Source organism: Pseudomonas sp. NFX224 (assembly GCF_048565165.1).
Taxonomy (GTDB): domain Bacteria; phylum Pseudomonadota; class Gammaproteobacteria; order Pseudomonadales; family Pseudomonadaceae; genus Aquipseudomonas.
The window spans coordinates 3,943,344-3,965,602 of record NZ_CP183416.1; the positions used below are offsets into that span (position 1 = coordinate 3,943,344).

Here is a 22,259-nt window from a genome sequence, read left to right on the forward strand (position 1 = left end):
CAATAAGAGAAAGACAATGAAACAGAATCTCCCAACAACCGGTTCGGTGTTGTCCCTGGCTGTCGTCTCGGGTTTTTCCACGGGTGCGATCGCCGCGGAAAAAGGCTTTATCGAAGACACCACCGCGACCTTGCAGGCGCGCAACTATTACTTCAGCCGCGACTTTTCCGACATCGTTGGCGCCAACCAGCAATCGAAGGCTGAAGAGTGGGCACAGGGCTTCATTCTCAACGTGAAATCCGGCTACACCCAGGGCACCGTCGGGTTTGGCGTGGACGTCATTGGCTTGCTCGGCCTCAAGCTCGACAGCGCCCCGGACCGGACCAATACGGGCTTGTTGCCGGTACAGGACGATGGCCGCGCGGCGGACAACTACAGCCGTCTGGAAGGCGCGTTGAAAATGCGCTACTCCAAAACCGAGCTGAAAGTCGGTGAGTTGCAACCCAATCTTCCGGTGCTGGCGTTCAGTGATATTCGCCTGCTGCCGCCGAGTTATCAGGGCGCAAGCATCACGTCGAACGAGATCAATGGCCTGACCCTGCAGGGCGGTCACTTGAGTTCAACCAGCCTGCGCAACGAGGCGGGCGACGAAAAGATGCAAGCGATGCTCGGCCATGTGCCGCAGCGCCAGGTCAGCAGTGACGGTTTCAATTTTGCCGGCGCCGATTATGCCTTCAATGACAAGCGCACTTCGGTCAGCGCCTGGTACGGGCAACTGGAAGATATCTACAACCAGCGCTTCCTTGGCCTCAAGCACAGTGAGCCGGTGGGCGACTGGATTCTCGGCGCCAATCTCGGTTACTACGATTCGCGCGAGGACGGCAAAAAGCTGCTGGGCAACATCGATAACCAGGCGTTCTTTTCGCTGCTGTCGGCCAAGCGGGGTGGCCATACGTTTTACATCGGCTATCAGGGCATGTTCGGCGACAGTGCGTTTCCACGGGTGTTTGCCAACATTTCACCACTGGGCAACGAAGTGCCGACCTATGAGTTCGCCTACACCGATGAGCGTTCGTGGCAGGCGCGTTATGACTACGACTTTGCGGCGCTCGGCGTACCGGGTCTGACCAGTACCGTGCGCTACATCAGCGGCAACAATGTCGATACCGGCAAGGGCTATGAAGGCAAGGATCGCGAGCGCGACCTGGATATCGGCTATGTGTTGCAGAGCGGCAGTCTCAAAGGCCTGGGTATCCGCGTGCGCAATGCGATGGCGCGTTCCAATTACCGCAGCGACATCGACGAAAACCGTCTGATCCTCAGCTACACGTGGACGTTACTATGAGCCATTGATCAGAGGTTGCTGGTGCAATCGCCGAAGACCTCGTAGGTCACGCGGCGAGTCTGGCCCTGATGATCGACGTATACCATCGTCGCCGGCACAACCCCGCACGCGGTCGCGGTGTCCGATACGGAAACCACCTTGGCGATGTCCAGTGGCTGTGCGGGGTTGTACTGGACAGCGGGTGGCTCGTTGTCAGCGGCCATGGCCGAGGTAGCGATGACGGTCAACAACAGGCTGATGAACGTTTTCATGCTGGCGTACTCCGGATTGGTTTTGATGGTTGAATTTTAGTCTTTGCCACCGTCCGATAAAGGGGCGAACGCCAGATGCAGTCTTGCGTAAAACGTAACAATCAGCGCCCATTTGGCACGAGATCAAAAGGGGCGGGTAGACTGGAGGCCTATTCGCTTACGGCAAGACGAGGGAGTGTGCCCAGCCATGATCGGTGCCGAGTTACTGTCATCCGAAACTCTTACGACGGGGTGGCTGATCTACGTACCGGTTTTGATCTGGGCCGCTGCGCGTGCGCCGTGGGTCGAGTTGTTCACCGACAGCCGTCGTCAGCATTTGCTGTTCGGCACCGTGTTCGCGTTGTTCATGCTGTGGCTGGTGCGGCGGGATTTCGATACCGGTGTGTCTTACCACTTCATCGGCATGACCGCGGTGACGCTGTTGCTGGACTGGCCGCTGGCGATCGTCGGCGGTGTGGTGGCGCAAACCGGGCTGGTGCTGCTCGGGCGTCAGGACATGGTGGCAATGGGGGTCAATGGCGCGCTGTTCATAGTGTTGCCGGTATTGGTCACCGAGTGCTGTGCGATTCTGGTGGAACGGGCGCAGCCACGAAATCTCTTCGTCTACATCTTCGTTTCCGGGTTCTTTGCGGCAGCGCTTTCGGCGTTGTTGTGCCTGGTGCTGGCGCTCACGGTGTTGTGGTACGACGAACTGTTCGCCTTGCCGTACTGGCTCGAAGATTTTATCGGATACCTGTGGCTGATCATTTTTCCCGAGGCGTTCATCAACGGCATGGTGGTCAGCGCGCTGGTGGTGTTTTGCCCGGAATGGCTGGAAACCTTCAATCGCACGCGCTATCTGTCGGCGCCGTGGAAGGACGACGATCCCAAGTCTTGAGCTGTCTCAAGGCCTGAAATCGCCGACGCAATGGCTCAGTGACGCGGGTCGAAGTCGCCGCTGAACAGTTCGTCCTCGGCATCCGGCGCCACGGGAATCTTGTGCTCTTCCGACGCCCACGCGCCCAGGTCAATCAGTTTGCAACGGTCGGAACAGAACGGCCGGAATTTGCTCTCGGCACTCCATTCGACAGGGGCGCCGCAGGTCGGGCATTCGACGGTTGGAATCTGGCTCATGACTGGCCTCCAGGCAAAGTTAGGTAAAAGTGATGCAGGCGTTCGACCTCGCTGTGCAGCCAGGCGAGGTCGCGGTCGTTGACCACCACTTCGTTGGCATGGCTGACGCGGTCCTGGCGGCTGGACTGAGCCTTGAGGATCGCCTGGACCTGCTGTTCGCTGGTCTGGTCGCGCTGCAGGGTGCGTTCGATCTGCAGCTGTTCGGGCGCGTCGATCACCAGCACTCGTTGAGTCATGGCGTACTGGCCGGACTCGATCAGCAGCGGCGAAACCAGAATCGCGTAAGGTGATTTTGCCAGTGCCAGATGATGAGCGATTTCCTCGGCGATCAGCGGATGCAACAAGGCTTCCAGCCAGCGGCGTTCATCCGGCACTTCGAAGATCAGTTTACGCAGGGCGGCGCGGTCCAGTTGCCCATCGGCCAGCAAAACGCCGGGGCCGAAGTGCTCGGCGATCTTCGCCAGCGCCGGTCGACCCGGTTCCACCACCCAGCGAGCCGCATGGTCGGCATCGACCACGTGTACACCGAGGTCAATGAAATGCTGGGCCGCCGCACTTTTGCCGCTGCCGATGCCGCCGGTCAGGCCGAGAATCCAGGGTTTTTCCACAGGGGTATTCATTTCAAACCGACAAACTGCCAATAGAAGTCGGTTATTTGACCACCCCAGAGCAAGGCAATCCAGCCGGCAATTGCCAGATAGGGGCCGAAGGGAATCGGCGTCGAGTTTTTAGCCTTGCGCAGGCGCAGGTAAATCACGCCGATAACGGCCCCCACCAGGGATGAAAGGAGGATGGTCAGCGGCAAAATCTGCCAACCGCCCCAGGCGCCAAACAGCGCCAGTAACTTGAAATCACCGTGGCCCATGCCGTCCTTGCCGGTTATCAGCTTGAACAGCCAGAACACCGACCACAGCGCCATGTAGCCGGCAATGGCGCCCCACAACGCGTCATGCAGCGGCACGAACAGGTCGAGACTGTTGACGATCAGCCCCAGCCACATCAACGGCAACACCAGCACATCCGGCAACAGTTGATGCTCGGCGTCGATCAGGCTCATGGCCAACAGACCCCAGGTCAGCAGCAGCGCCATGCAGGCCTGCCAGCCGAAGCCGAAGTGCCAGGCAATGAACGCCGACAACAGACCGCAGGCCAGTTCGGTCAGCGGATAGCGTTTGCTGATCGCAGTGGCACAAGCGGAGCAACGTCCCCGCAAAAACGCAAAACTCAGCAGCGGAATGTTTTCCCAGGCACGAATCCGGTGGGTGCAATGTGGGCACTGGGAGTGGGGCAGGAACAGATTGAAGGTCGGCAGCGGCGTTTCAGCGGGCAGTCCGAGGATCTCATGGGCCTGGACGCGCCAATCTCGCTCGAGCATTTTCGGCAGGCGCCAGACCAGCACGTTGAGGAAACTGCCGACCAGCAGACCGATCACTCCGGCGATCACCACGAAAGCCAGCGGGTATTGAATCAGTATTTCGTTCAAGGGCATGTCAGATCGCTGAGCCGAGTTGGAAGATGGGCAGGTACATGGCAACCACCAATCCGCCGACGATAACACCCAGCACCACCATGATGAACGGTTCCATCAGGCTGGTGAGGTTATCGACCATATTGTCCACCTCGTCCTCGTAGAAACCGGCGACCTTGTCGAGCATGTCGTCCAGTGCGCCGGACTCTTCGCCGATGGCGGTCATCTGCACCGCCATGTTCGGAAAGATGCCGGAGGTGCGCATGGAAAAATTCAGCTGCATGCCCGTCGACACGTCCTGCCTGATGCGCAGCACCGCGCGCTTGAACACGACGTTGCCGGTGGCGCCGGCCACCGATTCCAGCGCTTCGACCAGCGGCACACCGGCGGCGAAGGTCGTCGACAACGTGCGGGCGAAACGCGCGACGGCGGATTTGTACATCAAGGTGCCCACCAGCGGCAGCTTCAGCAGCCAGGCGTCCATTCGGTCGCGAAAGCCCTGTGATGTCCTGAAGGCATGACGCCCCCCGAAAATCGCCACGATCAGCACGCCGAGCATCATCCACCACCAGTCCTGCATGAACCGCGACAGGCCAATGACCATCACGGTAAAGGCGGGCAATTCGGCACCAAACCCTTCGAACACCGACTGGAATTGCGGCACCACTTTGACCAGCAGGATCCCGGTGACAATCATCGCGACGAACACCACCACCAGCGGGTAGGTCATGGCTTTCTTGATCTTGGCCTTGAGGCTTTCGCTCTTTTCCTTATAGGTCGCCACCCGTTCCAGCAGGGTGTCCAGCGCGCCGGCCTGCTCCCCGGCATCCACCAGATTGCAGTACAGCTCATCGAAATATTGCGGCTTTTTGCGCAAGGCGGCGGCGAAGCTGTTGCCGGCCGCGACTTCTTGTTTGACCTCGTCCACCAGCGTGCGCATGGCCGGGTTATCGAAGCCTTCGCCGATGATGTCGAACGACTGCAACAGCGGCACGCCGGCTTTCATCATGGTCGCCATCTGTCGTGTGAACAGAGCAATGTCCTGGGCCTTGATGCGTTTGCCGACGTTGAACAGCGAGACGGATTTCTTGCGCACCTTGCCGGGGTTGATGCCTTGCTTGCGCAGTTGCGCCTTGATCAGCGCCGGGTTTTGCCCGCTCAACTCGCCGGTGACTTTCGTGCCTTTGCGGTCGGTGCCTTCCCAGGCGTAAATACTGATTTTCGCTGCCTTGACCGCCATGTTCAGTCCTTGGAAACCCGGTTGATTTCTTCAAGGCTGGTGATGCCTTGCATGGCTTTGAGCAGGCCCGAGGTGCGCAGGTCATTGAAGCCGTCCTTGCGCATCTGCTCTTCGATTTCAAGTGAGTTGCCTTCGGCCATGATCAATCGTTGCAAGTCCGCTGTGTTCTTCACCACTTCATAAATCCCCACTCGCCCTTTGTAGCCGCCGTTGCAGTGTTCGCAGCCGACCGGCTCATAGATCGTGAATGTGCCGATGCGTTCCTCGGGGAAGCCTTCCTTGAGCAGCGCCTCGCGAGGAATGTCGAGCGGCACCCGGCAATGGCTGCACAGCTTGCGCGCCAGGCGCTGGGCGATGATCAGGCTGACGGAGGTGGCGATGTTGAAGCCCTGGATGCCCATGTTCTGCAAGCGGGTCAGGGTTTGGGCGGCACTGTTGGTGTGCAGGGTCGACAGCACCAGGTGCCCGGTCTGTGAAGCCTTGATGGCGATTTCGGCGGTTTCCAGATCGCGGATTTCACCGACCATGATCACGTCTGGGTCCTGGCGCAGGAACGCGCGCAGCGCCTGAGCGAAATCCATCCCCTGCTTTGGATTGACGTTGACCTGGTTGATGCCTTCCATGTTGATTTCCACCGGGTCTTCAGCGGTGGAAATGTTGATGTCCACGGTGTTGAGGATGTTCAGCCCGGTGTAGAGCGACACGGTTTTGCCCGAGCCGGTAGGGCCGGTCACCAGAATCATGCCCTGTGGCTGCCTGAGCGCGGCCATGTACAGGTCTTGCTGTTCAGGCTCGTAGCCGAGGGCGTCGATGCCCATTTGCGCGCTGGAGGGATCAAGAATCCGGATCACCACTTTCTCGCCCCACAGGGTCGGCAAGGTGTTGACCCTGAAGTCGATGGATTTGCTTTTGGACAAGCGCATCTTGATCCGCCCGTCCTGGGGTTTGCGGCGTTCCGAGATGTCCAGGCTGGCCATGACCTTCAGCCGCGCGGCGATACGGTTGGCCAACTGGATCGGTGGCTTGGCGACTTCCCGCAGCATGCCGTCGGTACGCATCCGCACGCGATAGATTTTCTCGTAAGGCTCGAAATGCAGGTCGGAAGAGCCGCTTCTTATCGCGTCGAGCAACATTTTATGGACGAAGCGCACCACCGGCGCGTCATCGGCATCCTGGCCGACGATGGCGTCCTGACGTTTGTCATCGGCGGTCTCGATGTCCAGGCCGTCGAGGTCAACGTCGGCCATGTCTTCCAGGCCGGTGCCATGGCTGTCGAAGAATTTCTCGATGGCCTCGCTGAGCTTGTCGTCCTCGACCAGAATCGCTTCGGTGGTAAGCCCGGTGCTGAACTGGATGTCGTTGATGGCCTGGTGATTGGTCGGGTCGGAAATCCCCACAAACAGTTTGTTGCCTCGGCGCCACAGGGGCAGCGCATGGTGCTGGCGGACCAATTTCTCGCTGACGAGGCCCTTGGGCTGAATCTCCTTGTCCAGGGCATGGAGGTCCAACAGGGCCATGCCGAAGTGTTCCGAGGCGATCTCGGCGACCTGGCGGCTTTTGACCAGTTTGTTCTGCACCAGATAGCTGACCAGGGAGATGCGGTTGCGCTGGGCTTGCTGGGACGCCTGTTGTGCACTTTTGTCAGTGAGCAGCTCGGCCAGGACCAATTGCTTGGCCAGACCGCTGAGAGCGATGTCATTCATTGGGATACCGGACGCAGGCAATTCATGACTTATAGCCTAGTCAAGCAATGGAGCCAAACCAGTGGTAGTGAGGTGACAAAAAGCGTCAGATAGTGCGGATCCAGGGAGTAGGAAAGGGCGTCGCAGACTGCACGGCCCCCGTCTATAGGGGGCATGGGGTTTGGCATGGGCTGTGCTGCGACAGGTACAGATCATGAGATTTCGACTCATGCACGGAGGCTGTCTATGAACACTCAAAAAGGTTTTACCCTGATCGAGTTGCTGATCGTGGTGGCGATCATCGGGATTCTCGCGACGTTTGCGATACCGGCGTATTCCAAGTATCAGGCGCGGGCCAAGGTGACGGCGGGGCTGGCGGAGATTTCGGCATTGAAAGTGCCGTTCGAGGACATTATCAATCAGGGGACCGACCCTGATTTGACCAAGGTGGGTGGGACGGCGGCCACCTCCAACTGCACGACCACGGCTTCGGGTAAAGCGGCTGATGGTACTGGCACCATTGGATGCACGATCCTCAATGCACCGGGCCCGGTACTGAATAAAACCATTACCCTTTCGCGTACGGTGTCGGGCTGGACGTGCGCTACGACCGTGGATCAGGAATACGCGCCGAAGGGCTGCACAGGGGTTGCTCCGAAAGCTTGATTCATCCCTTTTCATACCTGATACCCCGCCTGTGGCGGGGTATTTTTTTGCTCGCAGTCCAGAATGTCGAGTAAATGAGAAAACCTCCAACAATTCATGGCCTTAGGCTTTGCTGAAAACCCGCAACTTGCATGTAGATAAAGTTCAACTCATGCATTTTGCACGAATCCGCAAAATAGTCTTTTTGATAACTGATTGATTTATAACGATTAATTATCTGTCTCAAACTTGGCACAGCGTTCGCACTATCTCTGGTAACCCTGCTGACAAGAACCCAGCAGACTTTCCAGAAAAACAGGAGTTACTCGTATGAAGAAGTTCGCTATCACTGCCGCTGCTGCTACCGCGTTGACCCTGACCATGGCCAGCGCTGCATTCGCCCAGACCACCCAGGCTACCCAAGCTCCAATGACCCTGGCGGCGGGTGAAATGACCAAGGCAACAGAAGCCACTTCCGATACCTGGATCACTACCAAAGTCAAAGCCGACCTGGTCACCGAAAAAGGTATCCCAGGTACCGACATCAAAGTCGAAACCAACAAAGGCGTTGTTTCCCTGTCGTCCACCGTTGCGGTAACCGACGCTCAGAAAACCACCGCCGTGGCGATCGCCAAGAAAATCAAAGGCGTCAAGGCGGTCTCCGCTGACGGCCTGAAAGCCGAGTAAGGCAAGGCTTCTCGCCTGAACCGGGAGAAGGCGCGGTAGACGGGCCAAGTCATACGTCTGCCGCATCTCATGAGTTCATGCGAACGGCCATAAGGAAGTGGCCATTACAGGCCCCGGCATTCGTGTCGGGGCCTGTTCTATTTGCAGAGCAAAAGATCTTCAGTTACCGCGCTTGCTGGTGATCTGCACCAATCGATTCCCTTCGAATCGCAAGTACTGATACATCCCGCCGTTCGGCCCGTAGGTCCATTCCTCGACCTGAAACTCTTCCCGTCGATTGACGCTGCGCTTGTAGCCCAGCAGATCACGGCTGACCGGTTCACCGCATTTGTGCAGCACCTCGCTCGACCGGTCGCCGACGCTGATCAGTTGGCTGCCACAACGCACGGTGTCCGCTGCCGAGGCCTGGCTCGCCGCTGTTGCCAGTGCCAGTGCCAGTGCGAGCAGCAGCCGAGCACCCATCACTCAGCGTCCAGATGCATCGGCGTCACGACCTTGCCGTCCTTCTCCGCTTCGCCCAACTGCGCATCGATGAAGTACACACGATCATCGGCCAGTTGGCCTTTGTCGACCAGATAGTCTTTGATGCTGCTGGCGCGGTCTTGACCCAACTGGCGCAGCAGCACATCGCTGGAACTCCAGAACTGGATCACGCCTTCGCGCATTTTCGCCGTGCGATCTTCCTTGCCCAGGTCCTTCCATTCAGCGGGCGGCTGAGCCTTCAGGCGTGTGCGGTAGATGCCTTCCAGCAGCGGACCTTTTTCGCTGTCCGGAACGTCCAGCAATGAAGCCTGGGCCGGAACCTTGTCGCCGCGACGCTGGAGCATCTTGTAGTAGTTGTACTGGTATTCCCGTTCCAGACGTTGCTCGGCGATCAGCGGACCGTCGCTGCTCTTGGCCGCCGTACCTTCGATTTCCAGGCGCAGGGCAGGGCGCTCTTTCAGCGCCTTGCTCAGCTTGTCCAAAGCGCCTTCGGCGTCCTTGCTCAAGTCGCTTGAGCCAGGTGCAAACGACACGCTGCCCAGATCTTCCGAGCCGCCACCGGATACTAATCCACCAATGAGTTTGAACGGTGCGGCAGCGGCCTTCACGATCAGGTTACGCAGGGTCTGCCAGACAATCGGCATGACGCTGAACTGCGGGTTGTTCAGGTCGCCGGTCACCGGCAGCTCGATGGAAATCTTGCCATCGACGTCCTTGAGCAAAGCGATCGCCAGTTTCAGCGGCAGGCTCACGGCATCCGGGCTGTCGACTTTCTCACCCAGTTGCAGCTGCTCGACCACGACTTTGTTTTCGGCTTTGAGCTGGCCCTTGGTGATCTGGTAATGCAGGTCGAGATTCAGCCGGCCCTTGCGGATGCGGTAACCGGCGAATTTGCCGGAGTAAGGCGTCAACGTGGTCAGTTCCACGCGTTTGAAGCTGGTGGCGATGTCGAGGCTGGACATCGGATCGAACGGGTTGACCGCACCTTTGATGGTCACCGGTGCATAGCGGTCGACCTTGCCTTTGACGTCGACACTGGCCGGCTTGGCCTGGCGACTGTCGATGGTGCCGATCTGCCCGTTGAGTTGCTGGATTGCGGTGGCGAAGTTCGGCGTCAGGCTGAAGTCGGCGAAGTTGGCCGAACCGTCATTGATGACAATCCCGCCAATGTGGATGCCCAGCGGCTTCTCTTTGCTGGCGCCGGGTTTGGCGGCGGCGGGTTTGGCGCCTGTGTCGGCCGGTTGCGGAATCAGCAGGTCATCGATGTTGGTGGTGCGGTCATCGTTGATCATGAAGCGCGCATAAGGTTGCAGCAGGTTGACCTTGTCAATCGACAGGCTGTCGCCATGCTGATAATTCAGGCCTTCGACCATCAATTGTTGCCACTTGAGAAAGTCGCGGGTTTTCAGGGTATCGAGGGTATGCAGTTGATCGACCTGAGCGCGGCCAGTGACGCTGAAAGCCAGCGGCTCGGTGCTTTTCAGGTTGACCGCCAGATCGCTGCCGAGCATGCCGCTGCGCAGCTCAAGGCGAATGAACGGGCTGATGTAGGACTGGGCGACACGCAGGTCGATATCCTTGGTCTGCACGTTCAGTTTGGCGCTGACCGGCGCCAGATTGACCTCGCCTTCGGCGATGAGCTTGCCTTGTTTGCCCACGCCGGTGTCGAGCTTGAGGCTGAAGGGCGAGCCGTTGAGGCTGTCGAACTTCTGCAAGTCGAGATTCAGCGGGCCCAACTCCAGTGCCACGGCGGGTTGTGCTTTGCGGTCCGCGAGGTGCACTTGGTAATTGCGCAGTTGCACGTCATTGAGCAATACCTGCCAAGGCTTGCTTGGGGCCGTTTCTGCTTTCGGCGAGTCGGCGGCAGCCGGAGTGCTGACGGGTTCGGCGTTAGCCTTGGCGGCGGGTTTGGACGGCTGACTGGCAAACAATTTCTGCCAGTCGAGTTGGCCATCGGCTTCCAGCGCGGCCCAGGTTTCCAGTTTGTGGCTGCGGATCTTGCCGACCACCACTTGCTGCTTGGCCAGGTCGATGGTGGTTTCGCTGACGTCCAGTCGTTCGAGTTTCACCAGCGGCCGACCGTCCGGGGCCTTGATGGCGAAGGGCGCGATGGTGGCCGAGACGTTGCTCAGCAGCAGTTCGGTTTCCTTGGACAGATTGAGTTTGTAGTCGGTGCTGATGCTCATCACGCCGCTTTCGAGGTCCAGAGGGACCGCGTCGCGCACATAGGGCCAGAAGGCTTTCATCTTGCCGTCGGTGATTTTCAGCTTACCTTCGGAGGCCAGCGGGATCAGGCTGAAGTTACCCGTCCAGTCGATCTGCCCGCCGTTGGGGCCGATGGCCACGAGGGTCATGTTGGCGCTGTCTTCGGGCAGGGTGCTGAGGTTCTTCAGCTCGAAATCGAGTGTGTCGTAGAGAAACTCGATGGGCTCGCTGGGCCTGGCATCTTCAAAGTGCACGGCACCGCCGGCCAGTTTGATGCTGTCAATACGCAGCGGGAACGGCTTGGCGTCCGGATCGGCGGGTGTCGGTTCGCTGGCCGGTATCTTGAACAGCCCGAGCAGGTTGAGTTTGCCGTCCTTGCTGAAGAGGATTTCGGTTTTGGACTTGTCCAGTTCGATTTCCGACAGATGCAACGCTTTGGTCCACAGGCTGTCGAGTTGCAGGTTGGCGTAAAGGCGCTCGAAGCCGACCTGTTCCTTGCCTGGCTCGCCAATGTTCAGGCCCCAAAGGGTCACTTCAAGGCTGAACGGGTTGAGTTCGATGCGCTGGAGCGTGGCAGGCGTCGTGGCGTAGTTGGCCAATTGCTGGTTGGCGATGCGCAGGGCGATGCCCGGCAAAATCAGAAAGCCCAACAAGCTGTAGAGCGCCAGAGCAGTCAACAAGGCGCCAATGGCGCGAATCAATCCTTTGTACATGCGTGGCTTCATCTGTCTGAATCGGAGTGCCTTGGAGTATGGCACGCGATTCCGGTTCCGAAACAAACAGCCTGTTCAGGAATTATCAGATTTGTCTGACACGCATCAGAGCTGAAGAATCAGGGTTTTCAGTGGTGGCTGTTGATCCATTGACGGGAAATCGGCGCCCGGTTTCATCACGGTCCACTCACGCACAGGGCGCCCGGCTTTCTCTGCGCAACGCAAAACCTGTTCGCGCCAGTCGTCCATGCTGACTTTTGCCAGGTTGTTGCAGCAGATCAGCACGCCATTGTCGGCGGTGGTCAGCAGGGCGGGTTTGAGCAGGCTCTGGTAGTCGCGCAGCAGGTCGACGGTGCCGAACGCGCTCTTGGCCCAGGCGGGTGGGTCGAGCAGCACCAGATCGTACTGGCGCTGTTCCAGGCGCTGATAGCTCGGCAGTTTCTGCCCGCGGCGCTGGCTGATGGGCAGGCCGGCCAGTTGGCGGATGGCCGGGAAGTAATCGGACTGGATGAAGTCCATGGTCGGCAATTGCGGGTTGAGCAAGCCGTTTTCACGACCGACCGCCAGGTTGCCTTCGGCGAAGTCCAGGTTGCACACCTCACGGGCGCCACCCGCCGCAGCACTGAGGCCAACACCGCAGGTGTAGGCGAACAGGTTCAGCACACTTTTGTTTTTGCTGTGATCCTTGACCCAGCCACGGGTGTTGCGCAGGTCGAGGAACAGCAACGGGTCCTGCCCGGCGTGACGGCCGCGAACGCGGTAGTTGAGCCCCCACTCGTGCCCCACCAAATCCTGCAGCGCCGCTTCGTCGGCGCGGTAGACAGTGTCTTCGCGGTCGATGCGTGAATTGCCGCGGGAGCGATCGTTGTAGACCAGCAGGGTTTCAAGACCGAGGTGCTGGTTGATGGTTTGGTGCAGTTGCAGCAAGGCATCGCGTTCCAGCGACTGATGGAAACTCTGCACCATCAGTTGCGGGCCATAGCGGTCGATGGTCAGGCCGCCGGCGCCTTCCTGGCTGCCATGGAACAGGCGATAGCAATCGGTGCCCTGGCTATGCAGCTCGGCGAGCAGATCCTGGCGATGTTGAAGGGCGGCGCGCAGCGCCTGATTCAAGGAAGACATGCTGGGCGCCTTGCAGGAGGTAATTTGGCGCGAGAGTTTAACAGCTTGGCGTTGAACCGAGGCGCTGCTATCACGAGCAAGCTTTTAGGTCAGCAATCCCATCCGCCGCTTGGCCCGTTGCACTGAACCATTACGCACCGCCCAGCGCAGCATCGGCGCACTGCGATTGACGCTGGCGCGGATCAGTTTGCGTTGCAGCGGGTTCTGGCTGACGCCGAGCATGTCACTGGCCCAATCCGGCAGCAGATCGATCCCGGCTTGCATCATCAGCCCGCCGAATGGTCTGGCCAAACGGCTGGGTGACGGCGCGTTCAGCAATAGTCGCAACACTTCCCGGCTGCGTTCATCGCACAGCAGTTGCGGACGGATGCCTTCGAGATAATCAGAAATTTCCTGCCGCGAGCGCGGCACATTCCGGGCGCCCAGGCGCTCGGCGACCAGGGCGATTTCTGCGTAATAGCGATCCTGATCGGACAATGACAAATGCGGATTGCGATAACGCAAATGTGCGGCGAGGAAGTTACTGACCTCGGCCACATGCACCCAGGTCAGCAGGTCGGGATCACTGGCGGCGTAGGGGCGGCCATCCGGCGCGGTGCCGGTCACTTGCAGGTGAATGGTGCGGACCTTTTCGATCAGCCAGTCGGCGTCCTGTCGCGAACCGAAGGTCGTGCCGGAGATGAATTGCCCGGTGCGGCGCAACCGGCCGAGCATGTCTTCGCGAAAATTCGAATGGTCCCACACGCCGGCCAGAGCCAATGGATGCAGGGCCTGCAACATCAGGGCGCTGATGCCGCCGATGAGCATGCTGCTGAAGTCTCCGTGAACTTGCCAGCTCACGGAATCAGGCCCGAACAGCCCGGGATCGCCCTTGGGATTTTCCAGGTCGAGCTTGCCCAGCGACAGACCGGTCAGGCTCATGATCTGGGTTTCAATGCGGGTGCGGATGAATTCCATGGAGACTCTGTGATTTTCTGTGGGAGCGAGCCTGCTCGCTCCTACAAAGGGCGGACCATTATGGGTTCAGGCGCTTGTCGATCAAGCCTTGCACCACGCTCGGGTCGGCCAGGGTCGAGGTGTCGCCCAGACTGTCCAGCTCGTTGCAGGCGATTTTGCGCAGGATACGCCGCATGATCTTGCCTGAACGGGTTTTCGGCAAGGCCGGCGCCCACTGGATCAGGTCCGGTTTGGCGAAGCTGCCGATTTCCTTGCTGACCATCGCCAGCAGTTCTTTCTTCAGTTCATCGCCGGGTTCGACGCCGTTCATGGGCGTGACGAACGCGTAGATGCCCTGGCCCTTGACGTCGTGAGGGTAACCCACCACGGCAGCCTCGGCGATGCTGTCGTGCAGCACCAGCGCGCTTTCCACCTCGGCGGTACCGATGCGATGCCCGGAGACGTTGATCACATCGTCGATGCGCCCGGTGATCCAGTAATCGCCATCCTCATCACGACGAGCGCCGTCACCGGTGAAGTAATAACCGGGGTAAGGCTTGAAGTAGGTATCGATCATGCGTTGCGGATCGCGATAGACGCTGCGGATCTGCGCCGGCCAGCTTGATTTAATGGCGAGTACGCCGCTGCCGGCGCCTTTGATTTCCTTGCCTTGCTCGTCGAGCAGCACCGGTTGCACGCCGAACATCGGTTGCGTGGCGCAGCCGGGTTTGATCCGTTGTGCGCTCACCAACGGGCTGAGCATGATGCCGCCGGTTTCGGTCTGCCACCAGGTATCGACAATCGGGCAACGCTCTTCGCCGACCACATGGAAATACCATTCCCACGCTTCCGGGTTGATCGGCTCACCGACGGTGCCGAGCAGTCTGACGCTGGCGCGAGAGGTTTCCTTCAACGGCTCCGGACCTTCACGCATCAAGGCGCGCAGGGCGGTGGGAGCGGTGTAGAAGATGTTTACCTTGTGCTTGTCGATGACTTGCCAGAAGCGTGAGGTACTTGGGTAACTCGGTACGCCTTCGAAGATCAGCGTGGTGGCGCCGTTGGCCAGCGGACCGTAGACAATGTAGCTGTGCCCGGTGACCCAGCCGACATCGGCGGAGCACCAGAAGACTTCGCCGTTGCGGTAATCCAGCACGTACTTGAAGGTCATCGCTGCTTGGAGCAGATAACCGCCGGTGGTGTGCAGCACGCCTTTGGGTTTGCCGGTGCTGCCGGAGGTGTAGAGGATGAACAGCGGGTCTTCGGCGTCCATCGGTTCGGGCGGGCAGTCGTCGTCGACGTCGCGCAGCGCCTGGTGATACCAGATGTCCCGGCCTTCAACCCAGCTCACCTGATTCTGGGTGCGCTCGACCACCACCACGGTGCTCACGTCCGGACAGCTTTGCAGCGCCTTGTCGACGTTCTGTTTCAGCGGCACGAATTTGCCACCGCGCACGCCTTCATCGGCGGTGATCACGGTGCGGCATTCGGCATCGAGAATCCGGTCGCGCAGCGAGTCCGGGGAGAAGCCGCCGAACACCACCGAATGCACAGCACCGATGCGCGTGCAGGCGAGCATGGCGTAGGCCGCTTCGGGAATCATCGGCATGTAGATGCACACGCGGTCGCCTTTCTTCACGCCTCGGCTTTTGAGCACGTTGGCCAGGCGGCAGACGTTGTGATGGAGTTTTTTGTAGGTGATCTGGGTGGATTCGGCAGGGTCGTCGCCTTCCCAGATGATCGCGATCTGATCGCCGCGTTTTTCCAGGTGCCGGTCGATGCAGTTGTAGCTGACATTCAGCTTTGCGCCGGCAAACCAACTGGCCTCACCGGTTTTCAGGTCATAGCGCTGGACGGTGTCCCACGGCTTGCTCCAGTCGAGGAAGCGGGTGGCTTGTTCGGCCCAGAACGTACTTGGGTGCTCAATGGATTCGCGGTACAGGCGGTGGTAGTCGTCTTGACTCAATTGTGCAGCCCGGCGGACGGCATCGGCTTTGGGGAACGTGCTGATATCGAACATGACGGTTCCTTATTCTTGTTTTGCGACAAGAGGGGAGCTGCGCGACCCTCGTAGGTGCTGCCGAAGGCTGCGATCTTTTATTCGATCGCAGCCTTCGGCAGCTCCTACAAGGTTAGTACCCCGCAGGAACGGCGTCAGGTCATCCGCGGTGACGACCACGGAAGTAGTTGATCAGGCCCTGGGTGGACGCGTCGTCAGCCGGGGTTTCCTCGCTGCCGACCAGGCGGTTGTAGACGCCTTTGCCCAGCTCCTTGCCCAGTTCCACGCCCCACTGATCGAAGGCGTTGATGCCCCAGATCACGCTTTGCACGAAGACTTTGTGTTCGTACATCGCGACCAGTGCACCGAGGCGGCGCGGGCTGATGCGCTCGACCACGAGGGTGTTGCTCGGGCGGTTGCCCGGAATCACCTTGTGCGGCGCGAGTTTATGCACTTCAGCTTCGCTCATGCCTTTGTCGCGCAGTTCGGTTTCAGCTTCGGCAAGGGTCTTGCCGAGCATCAGCGCTTGGCTCTGCGACAGGCAGTTGGCGTACAGCCACTGGTGGTGGTCGGACACCGGGTTGAAGCTGACGATCGGCACGATGAAGTCGGCCGGGATCAGTTGGGTGCCTTGATGCAGCAACTGATGGTAGGCGTGCTGGCCGTTGCAGCCGACGCCACCCCAGATTACTGGGCCGGTGTCGGTGGAAACCGCGGTGCCGTCCTGACGCACGCTCTTGCCGTTGGATTCCATGTCCAGTTGTTGCAAGTGCTTGGTGATGTTACGCAGGTAGTGGTCGTACGGGAGGATCGCGTGGCTCTGCGCGCCCCAGAAGTTGCCATACCACACGCCGAGCAAAGCCAGCAGTACTGGCATGTTCTGTTCGAACGGTGCGCTCTGGAAATGCTGGTCCATGGTGTAGGCACCGGACAGCAGCTCCTTGAAGTTCGACATGCCGATGGCCAGTGCGATCGGCAAACCGATGGCCGACCACAGCGAGTAACGCCCGCCGACCCAGTCCCACATCGGGAAGATGTTTTCTTCGCGGATGCCGAAGGCCACGGCCGCGGCGTTGTTGCTCGATACCGCGATGAAGTGACGATACAGCTCGGCTTCCGAACCACCCTGGGCCAGATACCAGGCACGGGCGGCCTGGGCGTTTTTCAGGGTTTCGAGGGTATTGAAGGATTTCGACGAGACGATGAACAGCGTGGTTTCTGCACGCAGTTTCATGGTCAGCTCGTGGAACTCACTGCCGTCGATGTTCGCCAGGTAATGGCAGCGCACGCCTTTCTGGGCGTACGACAGTAATGCTTCGGACACCAGTTCAGGGCCGAGGAACGAGCCACCGATGCCGATGTTCACCACGTCGGTGATCGGCTTCTCGGTGTAGCCACGCCACAGACCATCATGGATGCGGCCCACGAGGTCGGTGATCTGGTTCAGTACCTTGTGCACTTCCGGCATCACGTTGACGCCGTTGACCGACAGCTTGTCGCCGACCGGGCGGCGCAGGGCTGTGTGCAGGGCCGGGCGACCTTCGGAAGCGTTGACGATTTCGCCGTCGAACAGCGACTTGATCGCGCCCTTGAGGTCGACTTCGTTGGCCAGGCCCACCAGCAGATTGCGGGTCTCGGCGTTGATCAGGTTCTTCGAATAGTCGAGAAACAGGCCGCAACTGCTGAGGGTGAACTGGGTAAAACGCTGCGGGTCGGCATTGAAGGCCTCGCGCATGCTGAAGTCCTGCATGGCTTGGCGGTGATCATTCAGCGCTTGCCAGGCGGGCAGAGCGGTCACGTCATGAGGAGTGCGGTAATACGCCATCGCTGCGGGTTTCCTTTTTACTTGAACGGCCTTTTGAACACTAAAAATCCCGGTGCGCTATGGGTGGGCGTCCCGGTCAACTGCGTCGACACGTATTTATGGCGCAGGGCGAATACAGTAAACCCCGCGCAATGATCTGTCTTGACTTTGTCTGACCTGATTCCGGTACTTTTTTAACATCGAAGTTAGGAACAGTCCGACAAACGGACGAGACAGGCTCGGATCAGGCGACCTGGACCGGAATGGCATTACTGGTATGGCTCAGTTCGTTGCCCGGCGCCATGTAGAGCATGCGCGGCTTGAAGTTGAGCAGTTCGGCTTCGTTGTAGTGGGCGTAAGCGCAGATGATCACACGATCGCCGACCTTGGCCTTGTGTGCGGCGGCACCGTTGACCGAGATCATGCGCGAACCGTCTTCACCACGAATGGCGTAGGTGGTGAAGCGTTCGCCGTTGTCGACGTTATAGATCTGGATCTGTTCGTACTCACGGATGCCGGACAGGTCCAGCCATTCACCGTCGATGGCGCAAGAACCTTCGTAATCGAGTACAGCGTGGGTGACTTCGGCGCGATGCAGCTTGGCTTTGAGCATGATGGCGTGCATGAGTGTTTTCCCAGGTCGTATTTTTACCCTGTAGGAGCCGAGCCTGCTCCTACTGGTTTTTTCGGTGATTAAACGGGTGTGTCGAGATTCAGGTGCAGGTTATCGATCAACCGGGTCGCGCCGAGGAACGCCGCCACCAGAATCACCAGATCCCGATCTTCTGCCGTCGCCGGGCGCAAGGTCAGCGCGTGGCGAATTTCCAGGTAGTCCGGACGCAGACCGGCAGCTTCGAGCTGTTTGATTTGCGCATTGATCAGTGCCGGGAAATCCCGCTCACCCTGCTTGATCGACTCGGCAATCTCGCTCAGTGTGCGATACACCACTGGCGCCACGGCCCGTTGTTCTTCGCTGAGGAAACCATTGCGCGACGACAACGCCAGGCCATCGGCTGCGCGTACGGTCGGCTCGCCGATGATCTGGATCGGCATGTTCAGGTCGTGGACCAGCGCGCGAATCACCGCCAGCTGCTGGAAGTCTTTCTGGCCGAAGATCGCCAGATCCGGCTGGACCATGTTGAACAGCTTGCTGACCACCGTCGCCACACCTTCGAAATGCCCCGGACGGCTGGCGCCGCACAGGCCTTCGGAAAGTTGCGGGACACTGACGCGGGTCTGGCCGGCCATGCCGTCGGGGTACATCTCTTCAACGATGGGCGCGAACAACAGGTCGCAACCGGCTTCGAGCAGTTTTTCCTGATCGGCCGCGAGGGTGCGCGGGTATTTGTCGAGGTCTTCGCCGGCGCCGAACTGCAGCGGGTTGACGAAAATGCTCGCGACCACGAAATCCACCCGTTGGGTGGCCTTGGTGATCAGCGCGACATGGCCGCTGTGCAGGTTGCCCATGGTCGGCACGAAGCCGATGCGCTTGCCTTCGCTGCGGGCGCGGGCCACGGCGGCGCGCAGTTCGCGTACGGTTTTTACGGTGTTCATGCAGAGAATCCGTGTTCGATGCCAGGGAAAGTCGCCGCTTTGACTTCAGTGACGTATGCGCTCAGGGCCGCGTGAATGCTTTCCTGGCCGGCCATGAAGTTCTTCACGAATTTCGGTACGCGGCCGGTGATGGACAGGCCCAGCATGTCGTGCAGCACCAATACCTGGCCGTCAGTACGATTGCCGGCGCCGATACCGATCACCGGAATGCTCACCGCCTGGGTGATTTCTTCGGCCAGTTCGCTTGGCACGCATTCGAGTAGCAGCATCGCCGCACCGGCCTGTTCCAGCGAAATCGCGTCGGCGCGCATCTGCCGCGCCTGGTTTTCGTTGCGGCCCTGGACTTTGTAGCCGCCGAGGATGTTCACCGATTGCGGGGTCAGGCCCATGTGCGCGCACACCGGGATACCGCGTTCGGCGAGCAGGCGAATCGAGTCCGCCAGCCACAAGGCACCTTCAACCTTGACCATGTGCGCGCCGGCCTGCATCAACAGGGCGCTGTTGGCCATGGCTTGTTCGGTGGTGGCGTAGGCCATGAAAGGCAGGTCGGCGAGAATCAGTGCATCGCTGTTACCGCGTTTGACGGCGGCGACGTGGTAAGCCATTTCCGCGGTTGTGACCGGCAGGGTGCTGTCGTGACCTTGCAAAACCATGCCGAGGGAGTCGCCCACCAGCAGCACTTCGACGCCAGCCTGGTTGCAGGCGTGGGCGAAGGTCGCGTCATAGCAGGTCAGCATGGTGATTTTTTCACCTTTCTGCTTGAGGCTCTGGAGCGTGGTCAGGGTGATGGCTGGCATGTCAAAAAATCCTCGTTCAGGCGCTATGGAAACTACTGCGATTAACGCGCGTGATTCGTCATTTACTCAGGCGCACGGTCTTCTGTCGTGCTTATAAGGCCTGGATTGCGCCCTTGTGTGCCGTGTTGGCGGCAGCGGGACGCCTATAGTCGTGAGGAGAACTCGGGAAGTCAATCCAGTGTGTTACCGCATTGTTACGGGTGGGGTGTTACCGGAGTAACTGATGCGTTTCAGCAGATTCTGTAGGAGGCAACACAAACCAATGTGGGAGCGAGCCTGCTCGCGATGGCGGTGAATCAGTCAACAATTTTGCTGAATGACACGCCGCTATCGCGCGCAGGCTCGCTCCCACAGGGAATGTGCATCAATCTTGAGGCAGGCGTTCCAGGCCGACGAACGGGCAGGCCTTGAGCAGTTCGGCCAGTGTGCGGCCATCGGCAAGACGCAGATCGGCAGGCGCAAGCTCGGCCAACGGATACAGCACGAACGCCCGCTCCTGCATGTGGTAGTGCGGGACTTTGAGGCGCGGCTCGTCGATCAATCGGTCACCGAACAGCAGGATGTCGAGATCCAGCGTACGCGGCCCCCAGCGCTCGAGGCGCTCGCGGCCCTGACCGTTTTCGATGGCTTGCAGTGCATCGAGCAGATCCAGTGGGGCGAGGGTGCTGTCGATTGCGGCAACCGCGTTGGTGTAGCGCGGTTGGCCGGGGAGCAGCGAGTCGCTTTGATAAAAGGCGGAAACCCCGACCAGCGCCGATTGCGGTAATTGCGCCAACGCTTCGACGGCGCTGCGCAATTGTTCGGCAGGGTCAGCCAGGTTGCTGCCCATGCCGATGTAGATGCGTTCCATGGATTACTCGTCTGTGCTGCTCGAAACGCCGGCGGCGCGCTTGCGCTTGGAGCCGCCGCTACGACGACGTTTGCGCGGTGCACCGGTGCCTTCGTCCTTGCCGCTGAGGTCGCGGATCATGTCACGACGCTCGCTTTCGTTGGCGTCTTGATAATCCGTCCACCATTCGCCCAGGCCATCGGTCTGCTCGCCCGCGCTTTCACGCAGCAGCAGGAAGTCGTAGCCGGCGCGGAATCGCGGGTTGTCCAGCAGCAGGTCGGCGCGTTTGCCGCTGCGACGAGGCAGGCGCTCCTGCATGTCCCAGATCTCGCGAATCGGCATGGTGAAGCGTTTTGGAATCGCGATGCGCTGGCACTGTTCGGCAATCAGCTCGTGAGCCGCTTCCTGCATCGCCGGAATCGGCGGCATGCCACGCTCTTGCAGGCGCAGTACGCGCGCCGGCAGGGCAGGCCACAGCAGGGCTGCGAACAGGAACGCCGGGGTCACCGGTTTGTTCTGCTTGATCCGCAGATCGGTGTTGATCAGTGCTTCGCTGATCAAGGTGTGGGTGTAGGTCGGGTTGTATTCCAGCGCCTCGGCACTGGCCGGGAACAACGGGTCAAACAGTTGCAGGTCGACCAGCATCTCGAAGGTGTCCGCGGCATGACCGGAGAGGAACAGCTTGAGTACTTCTTCGAACAGACGGGCCGCCGGGATATCGCGCAGCGTCCGTGCCAGGTCGCGGATCGGCAGGGCACTGTGTTTTTCGATACCGAAATTCAGCTTGGCGGCGAAACGCACCGCACGCAGCATTCGCACCGGGTCTTCCTGGTAGCGCTGCTTGGGATCGCCGATCAGGCGGATCAGTTGATTGCGGATGTCGTGTACGCCGTTGGCGTAGTCGAGGATGCGCTCGCTGACCGGATCGTAATACAGGGCGTTGATGGTGAAGTCGCGGCGTTGCGCGTCTTCTTCCAGGGTGCCGTAGACGTTATCGCGCAGGATTCGCCCGCTTTCGTTGCGTGAGGATTGATTGTTGTCTTCCTCTTCATCGTTTTGCGGGTGATTGGCGCGGAAGGTCGCAACTTCGATGATTTCGCGGCCGAAGTGGATGTGCACGAGTTTGAAGCGGCGACCGATGATCCGCGCGTTGCGGAATTCGGCCCGGACTTGCTCAGGTGTGGCGCTGGTGGCGACGTCGAAGTCTTTCGGCGTGATGCCGAGCAGCATGTCACGCACGCAACCGCCGACCAGATAGGCCTGGTAACCGGCGCCCTGCAGGCGTTCGACGATGTTCACCGCGTAACGGCTGAATTGAGCCTTTTGCAGCGAATGTTGGCCGCTGTTGAGCACTTCAGGCGTGCTGCGAATGTGTTGCGTACGACGCAGGGGAGTACGGAATGACTGGAACAGCTTCTTCAGCATGGGATGCACTGTTTGAAGGAATGT

The 22,259-nt window shown here is 59.7% G+C and carries 21 protein-coding genes; 4 read left to right on the forward strand and 17 right to left on the reverse strand.

Going from position 1 to position 22,259, the window contains the following annotated elements; all coding sequences use genetic code 11:
• Window positions 1-16 precede the first annotated feature (16 nt).
• The gene (locus ACNYC6_RS17915) at window positions 17-1,285 is read left to right on the forward strand and encodes an OprD family porin (protein WP_419708519.1); all 1,269 of its coding nucleotides are present in this window, start codon (window positions 17-19) and stop codon (window positions 1,283-1,285) included.
• 8 nt (window positions 1,286-1,293) lie between these two features.
• On the opposite strand, the gene ACNYC6_RS17920 is transcribed toward ACNYC6_RS17915, so the two are convergent.
• Window positions 1,294-1,536 (reverse strand): DUF2790 domain-containing protein, encoded by a 243-nt coding sequence (locus ACNYC6_RS17920; protein ID WP_419708520.1) that lies wholly within the window; start codon window positions 1,534-1,536, stop codon window positions 1,294-1,296.
• 187 nt (window positions 1,537-1,723) lie between these two features.
• Between ACNYC6_RS17920 and ACNYC6_RS17925 the strand changes: the two genes are divergently transcribed.
• A complete protein-coding gene (locus tag ACNYC6_RS17925) occupies window positions 1,724-2,413 on the forward strand; it encodes an energy-coupling factor ABC transporter permease (protein ID WP_419708521.1) in 690 nt (229 codons plus the stop codon).
• 35 nt (window positions 2,414-2,448) lie between these two features.
• Here ACNYC6_RS17925 and yacG read toward each other — a convergent pair whose 3' ends face one another.
• From yacG to pilB, 5 genes are read right to left on the reverse strand one after another with little or no spacing between them, the layout of a single operon-like run.
• A complete protein-coding gene (gene yacG / locus ACNYC6_RS17930; RefSeq protein WP_034148252.1) occupies window positions 2,449-2,649 on the reverse strand; it encodes a DNA gyrase inhibitor YacG in 201 nt (66 codons plus the stop codon).
• On the reverse strand, window positions 2,646-3,269 hold the full coding sequence (coaE, locus tag ACNYC6_RS17935) for a dephospho-CoA kinase (RefSeq protein WP_419708522.1): 624 nt from the start codon (window positions 3,267-3,269) through the stop codon (window positions 2,646-2,648). Before coaE ends, yacG begins: the two co-directional genes overlap by 4 nt.
• Window positions 3,266-4,138 carry a prepilin peptidase gene (locus ACNYC6_RS17940; RefSeq protein WP_419708523.1) on the reverse strand — a complete coding sequence of 291 codons (873 nt, stop codon included), beginning with the start codon at window positions 4,136-4,138 and terminating at the stop codon, window positions 3,266-3,268. Before ACNYC6_RS17940 ends, coaE begins: the two co-directional genes overlap by 4 nt.
• Window position 4,139: 1 nt before the next feature.
• On the reverse strand, window positions 4,140-5,357 hold the full coding sequence (locus tag ACNYC6_RS17945) for a type II secretion system F family protein (RefSeq protein ID WP_419708524.1): 1,218 nt from the start codon (window positions 5,355-5,357) through the stop codon (window positions 4,140-4,142).
• A 2-nt stretch (window positions 5,358-5,359) separates the two neighbouring features.
• A complete protein-coding gene (gene pilB / locus ACNYC6_RS17950) occupies window positions 5,360-7,060 on the reverse strand; it encodes a type IV-A pilus assembly ATPase PilB (protein ID WP_419708525.1) in 1,701 nt (566 codons plus the stop codon).
• A 225-nt stretch (window positions 7,061-7,285) separates the two neighbouring features.
• Here pilB and ACNYC6_RS17955 point away from each other — a divergent pair, with 225 nt between their 5' ends.
• A complete protein-coding gene (locus ACNYC6_RS17955; RefSeq protein WP_419708526.1) occupies window positions 7,286-7,705 on the forward strand; it encodes a pilin in 420 nt (139 codons plus the stop codon).
• Between the two features lie 309 nt (window positions 7,706-8,014).
• Entirely contained in the window at window positions 8,015-8,371 is a 357-nt protein-coding gene (locus tag ACNYC6_RS17960; protein ID WP_419708527.1) for a BON domain-containing protein, read from the forward strand.
• Between the two features lie 159 nt (window positions 8,372-8,530).
• On the opposite strand, the gene ACNYC6_RS17965 is transcribed toward ACNYC6_RS17960, so the two are convergent.
• The 11 genes from ACNYC6_RS17965 to ACNYC6_RS18015 all read right to left on the reverse strand — a co-directional run bounded on the left by ACNYC6_RS17965 (window position 8,531) and on the right by ACNYC6_RS18015 (window position 22,235).
• Complete coding sequence (locus ACNYC6_RS17965; RefSeq protein ID WP_419708528.1) at window positions 8,531-8,833, reverse strand: DUF2845 domain-containing protein; 303 nt, start codon at window positions 8,831-8,833, stop codon at window positions 8,531-8,533.
• A complete protein-coding gene (locus tag ACNYC6_RS17970) occupies window positions 8,833-11,784 on the reverse strand; it encodes a DUF748 domain-containing protein (protein ID WP_419708529.1) in 2,952 nt (983 codons plus the stop codon). Before ACNYC6_RS17970 ends, ACNYC6_RS17965 begins: the two co-directional genes overlap by 1 nt.
• Window positions 11,785-11,877: 93 nt before the next feature.
• Window positions 11,878-12,894: a class I SAM-dependent rRNA methyltransferase gene (locus ACNYC6_RS17975; protein ID WP_419708530.1), complete on the reverse strand. Its 1,017-nt coding sequence runs from the start codon at window positions 12,892-12,894 to the stop codon at window positions 11,878-11,880.
• A gap of 84 nt (window positions 12,895-12,978) precedes the next feature.
• The gene (locus ACNYC6_RS17980; RefSeq protein WP_419708531.1) at window positions 12,979-13,851 is read right to left on the reverse strand and encodes an oxygenase MpaB family protein; all 873 of its coding nucleotides are present in this window, start codon (window positions 13,849-13,851) and stop codon (window positions 12,979-12,981) included.
• A 58-nt stretch (window positions 13,852-13,909) separates the two neighbouring features.
• A complete protein-coding gene (gene acs / locus ACNYC6_RS17985) occupies window positions 13,910-15,847 on the reverse strand; it encodes an acetate--CoA ligase (RefSeq protein ID WP_419708532.1) in 1,938 nt (645 codons plus the stop codon).
• A 139-nt stretch (window positions 15,848-15,986) separates the two neighbouring features.
• Window positions 15,987-17,651 carry a glucose-6-phosphate isomerase gene (pgi, locus tag ACNYC6_RS17990; RefSeq protein ID WP_419708533.1) on the reverse strand — a complete coding sequence of 555 codons (1,665 nt, stop codon included), beginning with the start codon at window positions 17,649-17,651 and terminating at the stop codon, window positions 15,987-15,989.
• A 223-nt stretch (window positions 17,652-17,874) separates the two neighbouring features.
• Window positions 17,875-18,255: an aspartate 1-decarboxylase gene (panD, locus tag ACNYC6_RS17995; RefSeq protein WP_419708534.1), complete on the reverse strand. Its 381-nt coding sequence runs from the start codon at window positions 18,253-18,255 to the stop codon at window positions 17,875-17,877.
• A gap of 68 nt (window positions 18,256-18,323) precedes the next feature.
• Complete coding sequence (panC, locus tag ACNYC6_RS18000) at window positions 18,324-19,184, reverse strand: pantoate--beta-alanine ligase (RefSeq protein WP_419708535.1); 861 nt, start codon at window positions 19,182-19,184, stop codon at window positions 18,324-18,326.
• Complete coding sequence (gene panB / locus ACNYC6_RS18005; RefSeq protein WP_419708536.1) at window positions 19,181-19,981, reverse strand: 3-methyl-2-oxobutanoate hydroxymethyltransferase; 801 nt, start codon at window positions 19,979-19,981, stop codon at window positions 19,181-19,183. Before panB ends, panC begins: the two co-directional genes overlap by 4 nt.
• Window positions 19,982-20,345: 364 nt before the next feature.
• The gene (folK, locus tag ACNYC6_RS18010) at window positions 20,346-20,831 is read right to left on the reverse strand and encodes a 2-amino-4-hydroxy-6-hydroxymethyldihydropteridine diphosphokinase (protein ID WP_419708537.1); all 486 of its coding nucleotides are present in this window, start codon (window positions 20,829-20,831) and stop codon (window positions 20,346-20,348) included.
• Between the two features lie 3 nt (window positions 20,832-20,834).
• A complete protein-coding gene (locus ACNYC6_RS18015) occupies window positions 20,835-22,235 on the reverse strand; it encodes a polynucleotide adenylyltransferase PcnB (protein ID WP_419708538.1) in 1,401 nt (466 codons plus the stop codon).
• Window positions 22,236-22,259: the final 24 nt, after the last annotated feature.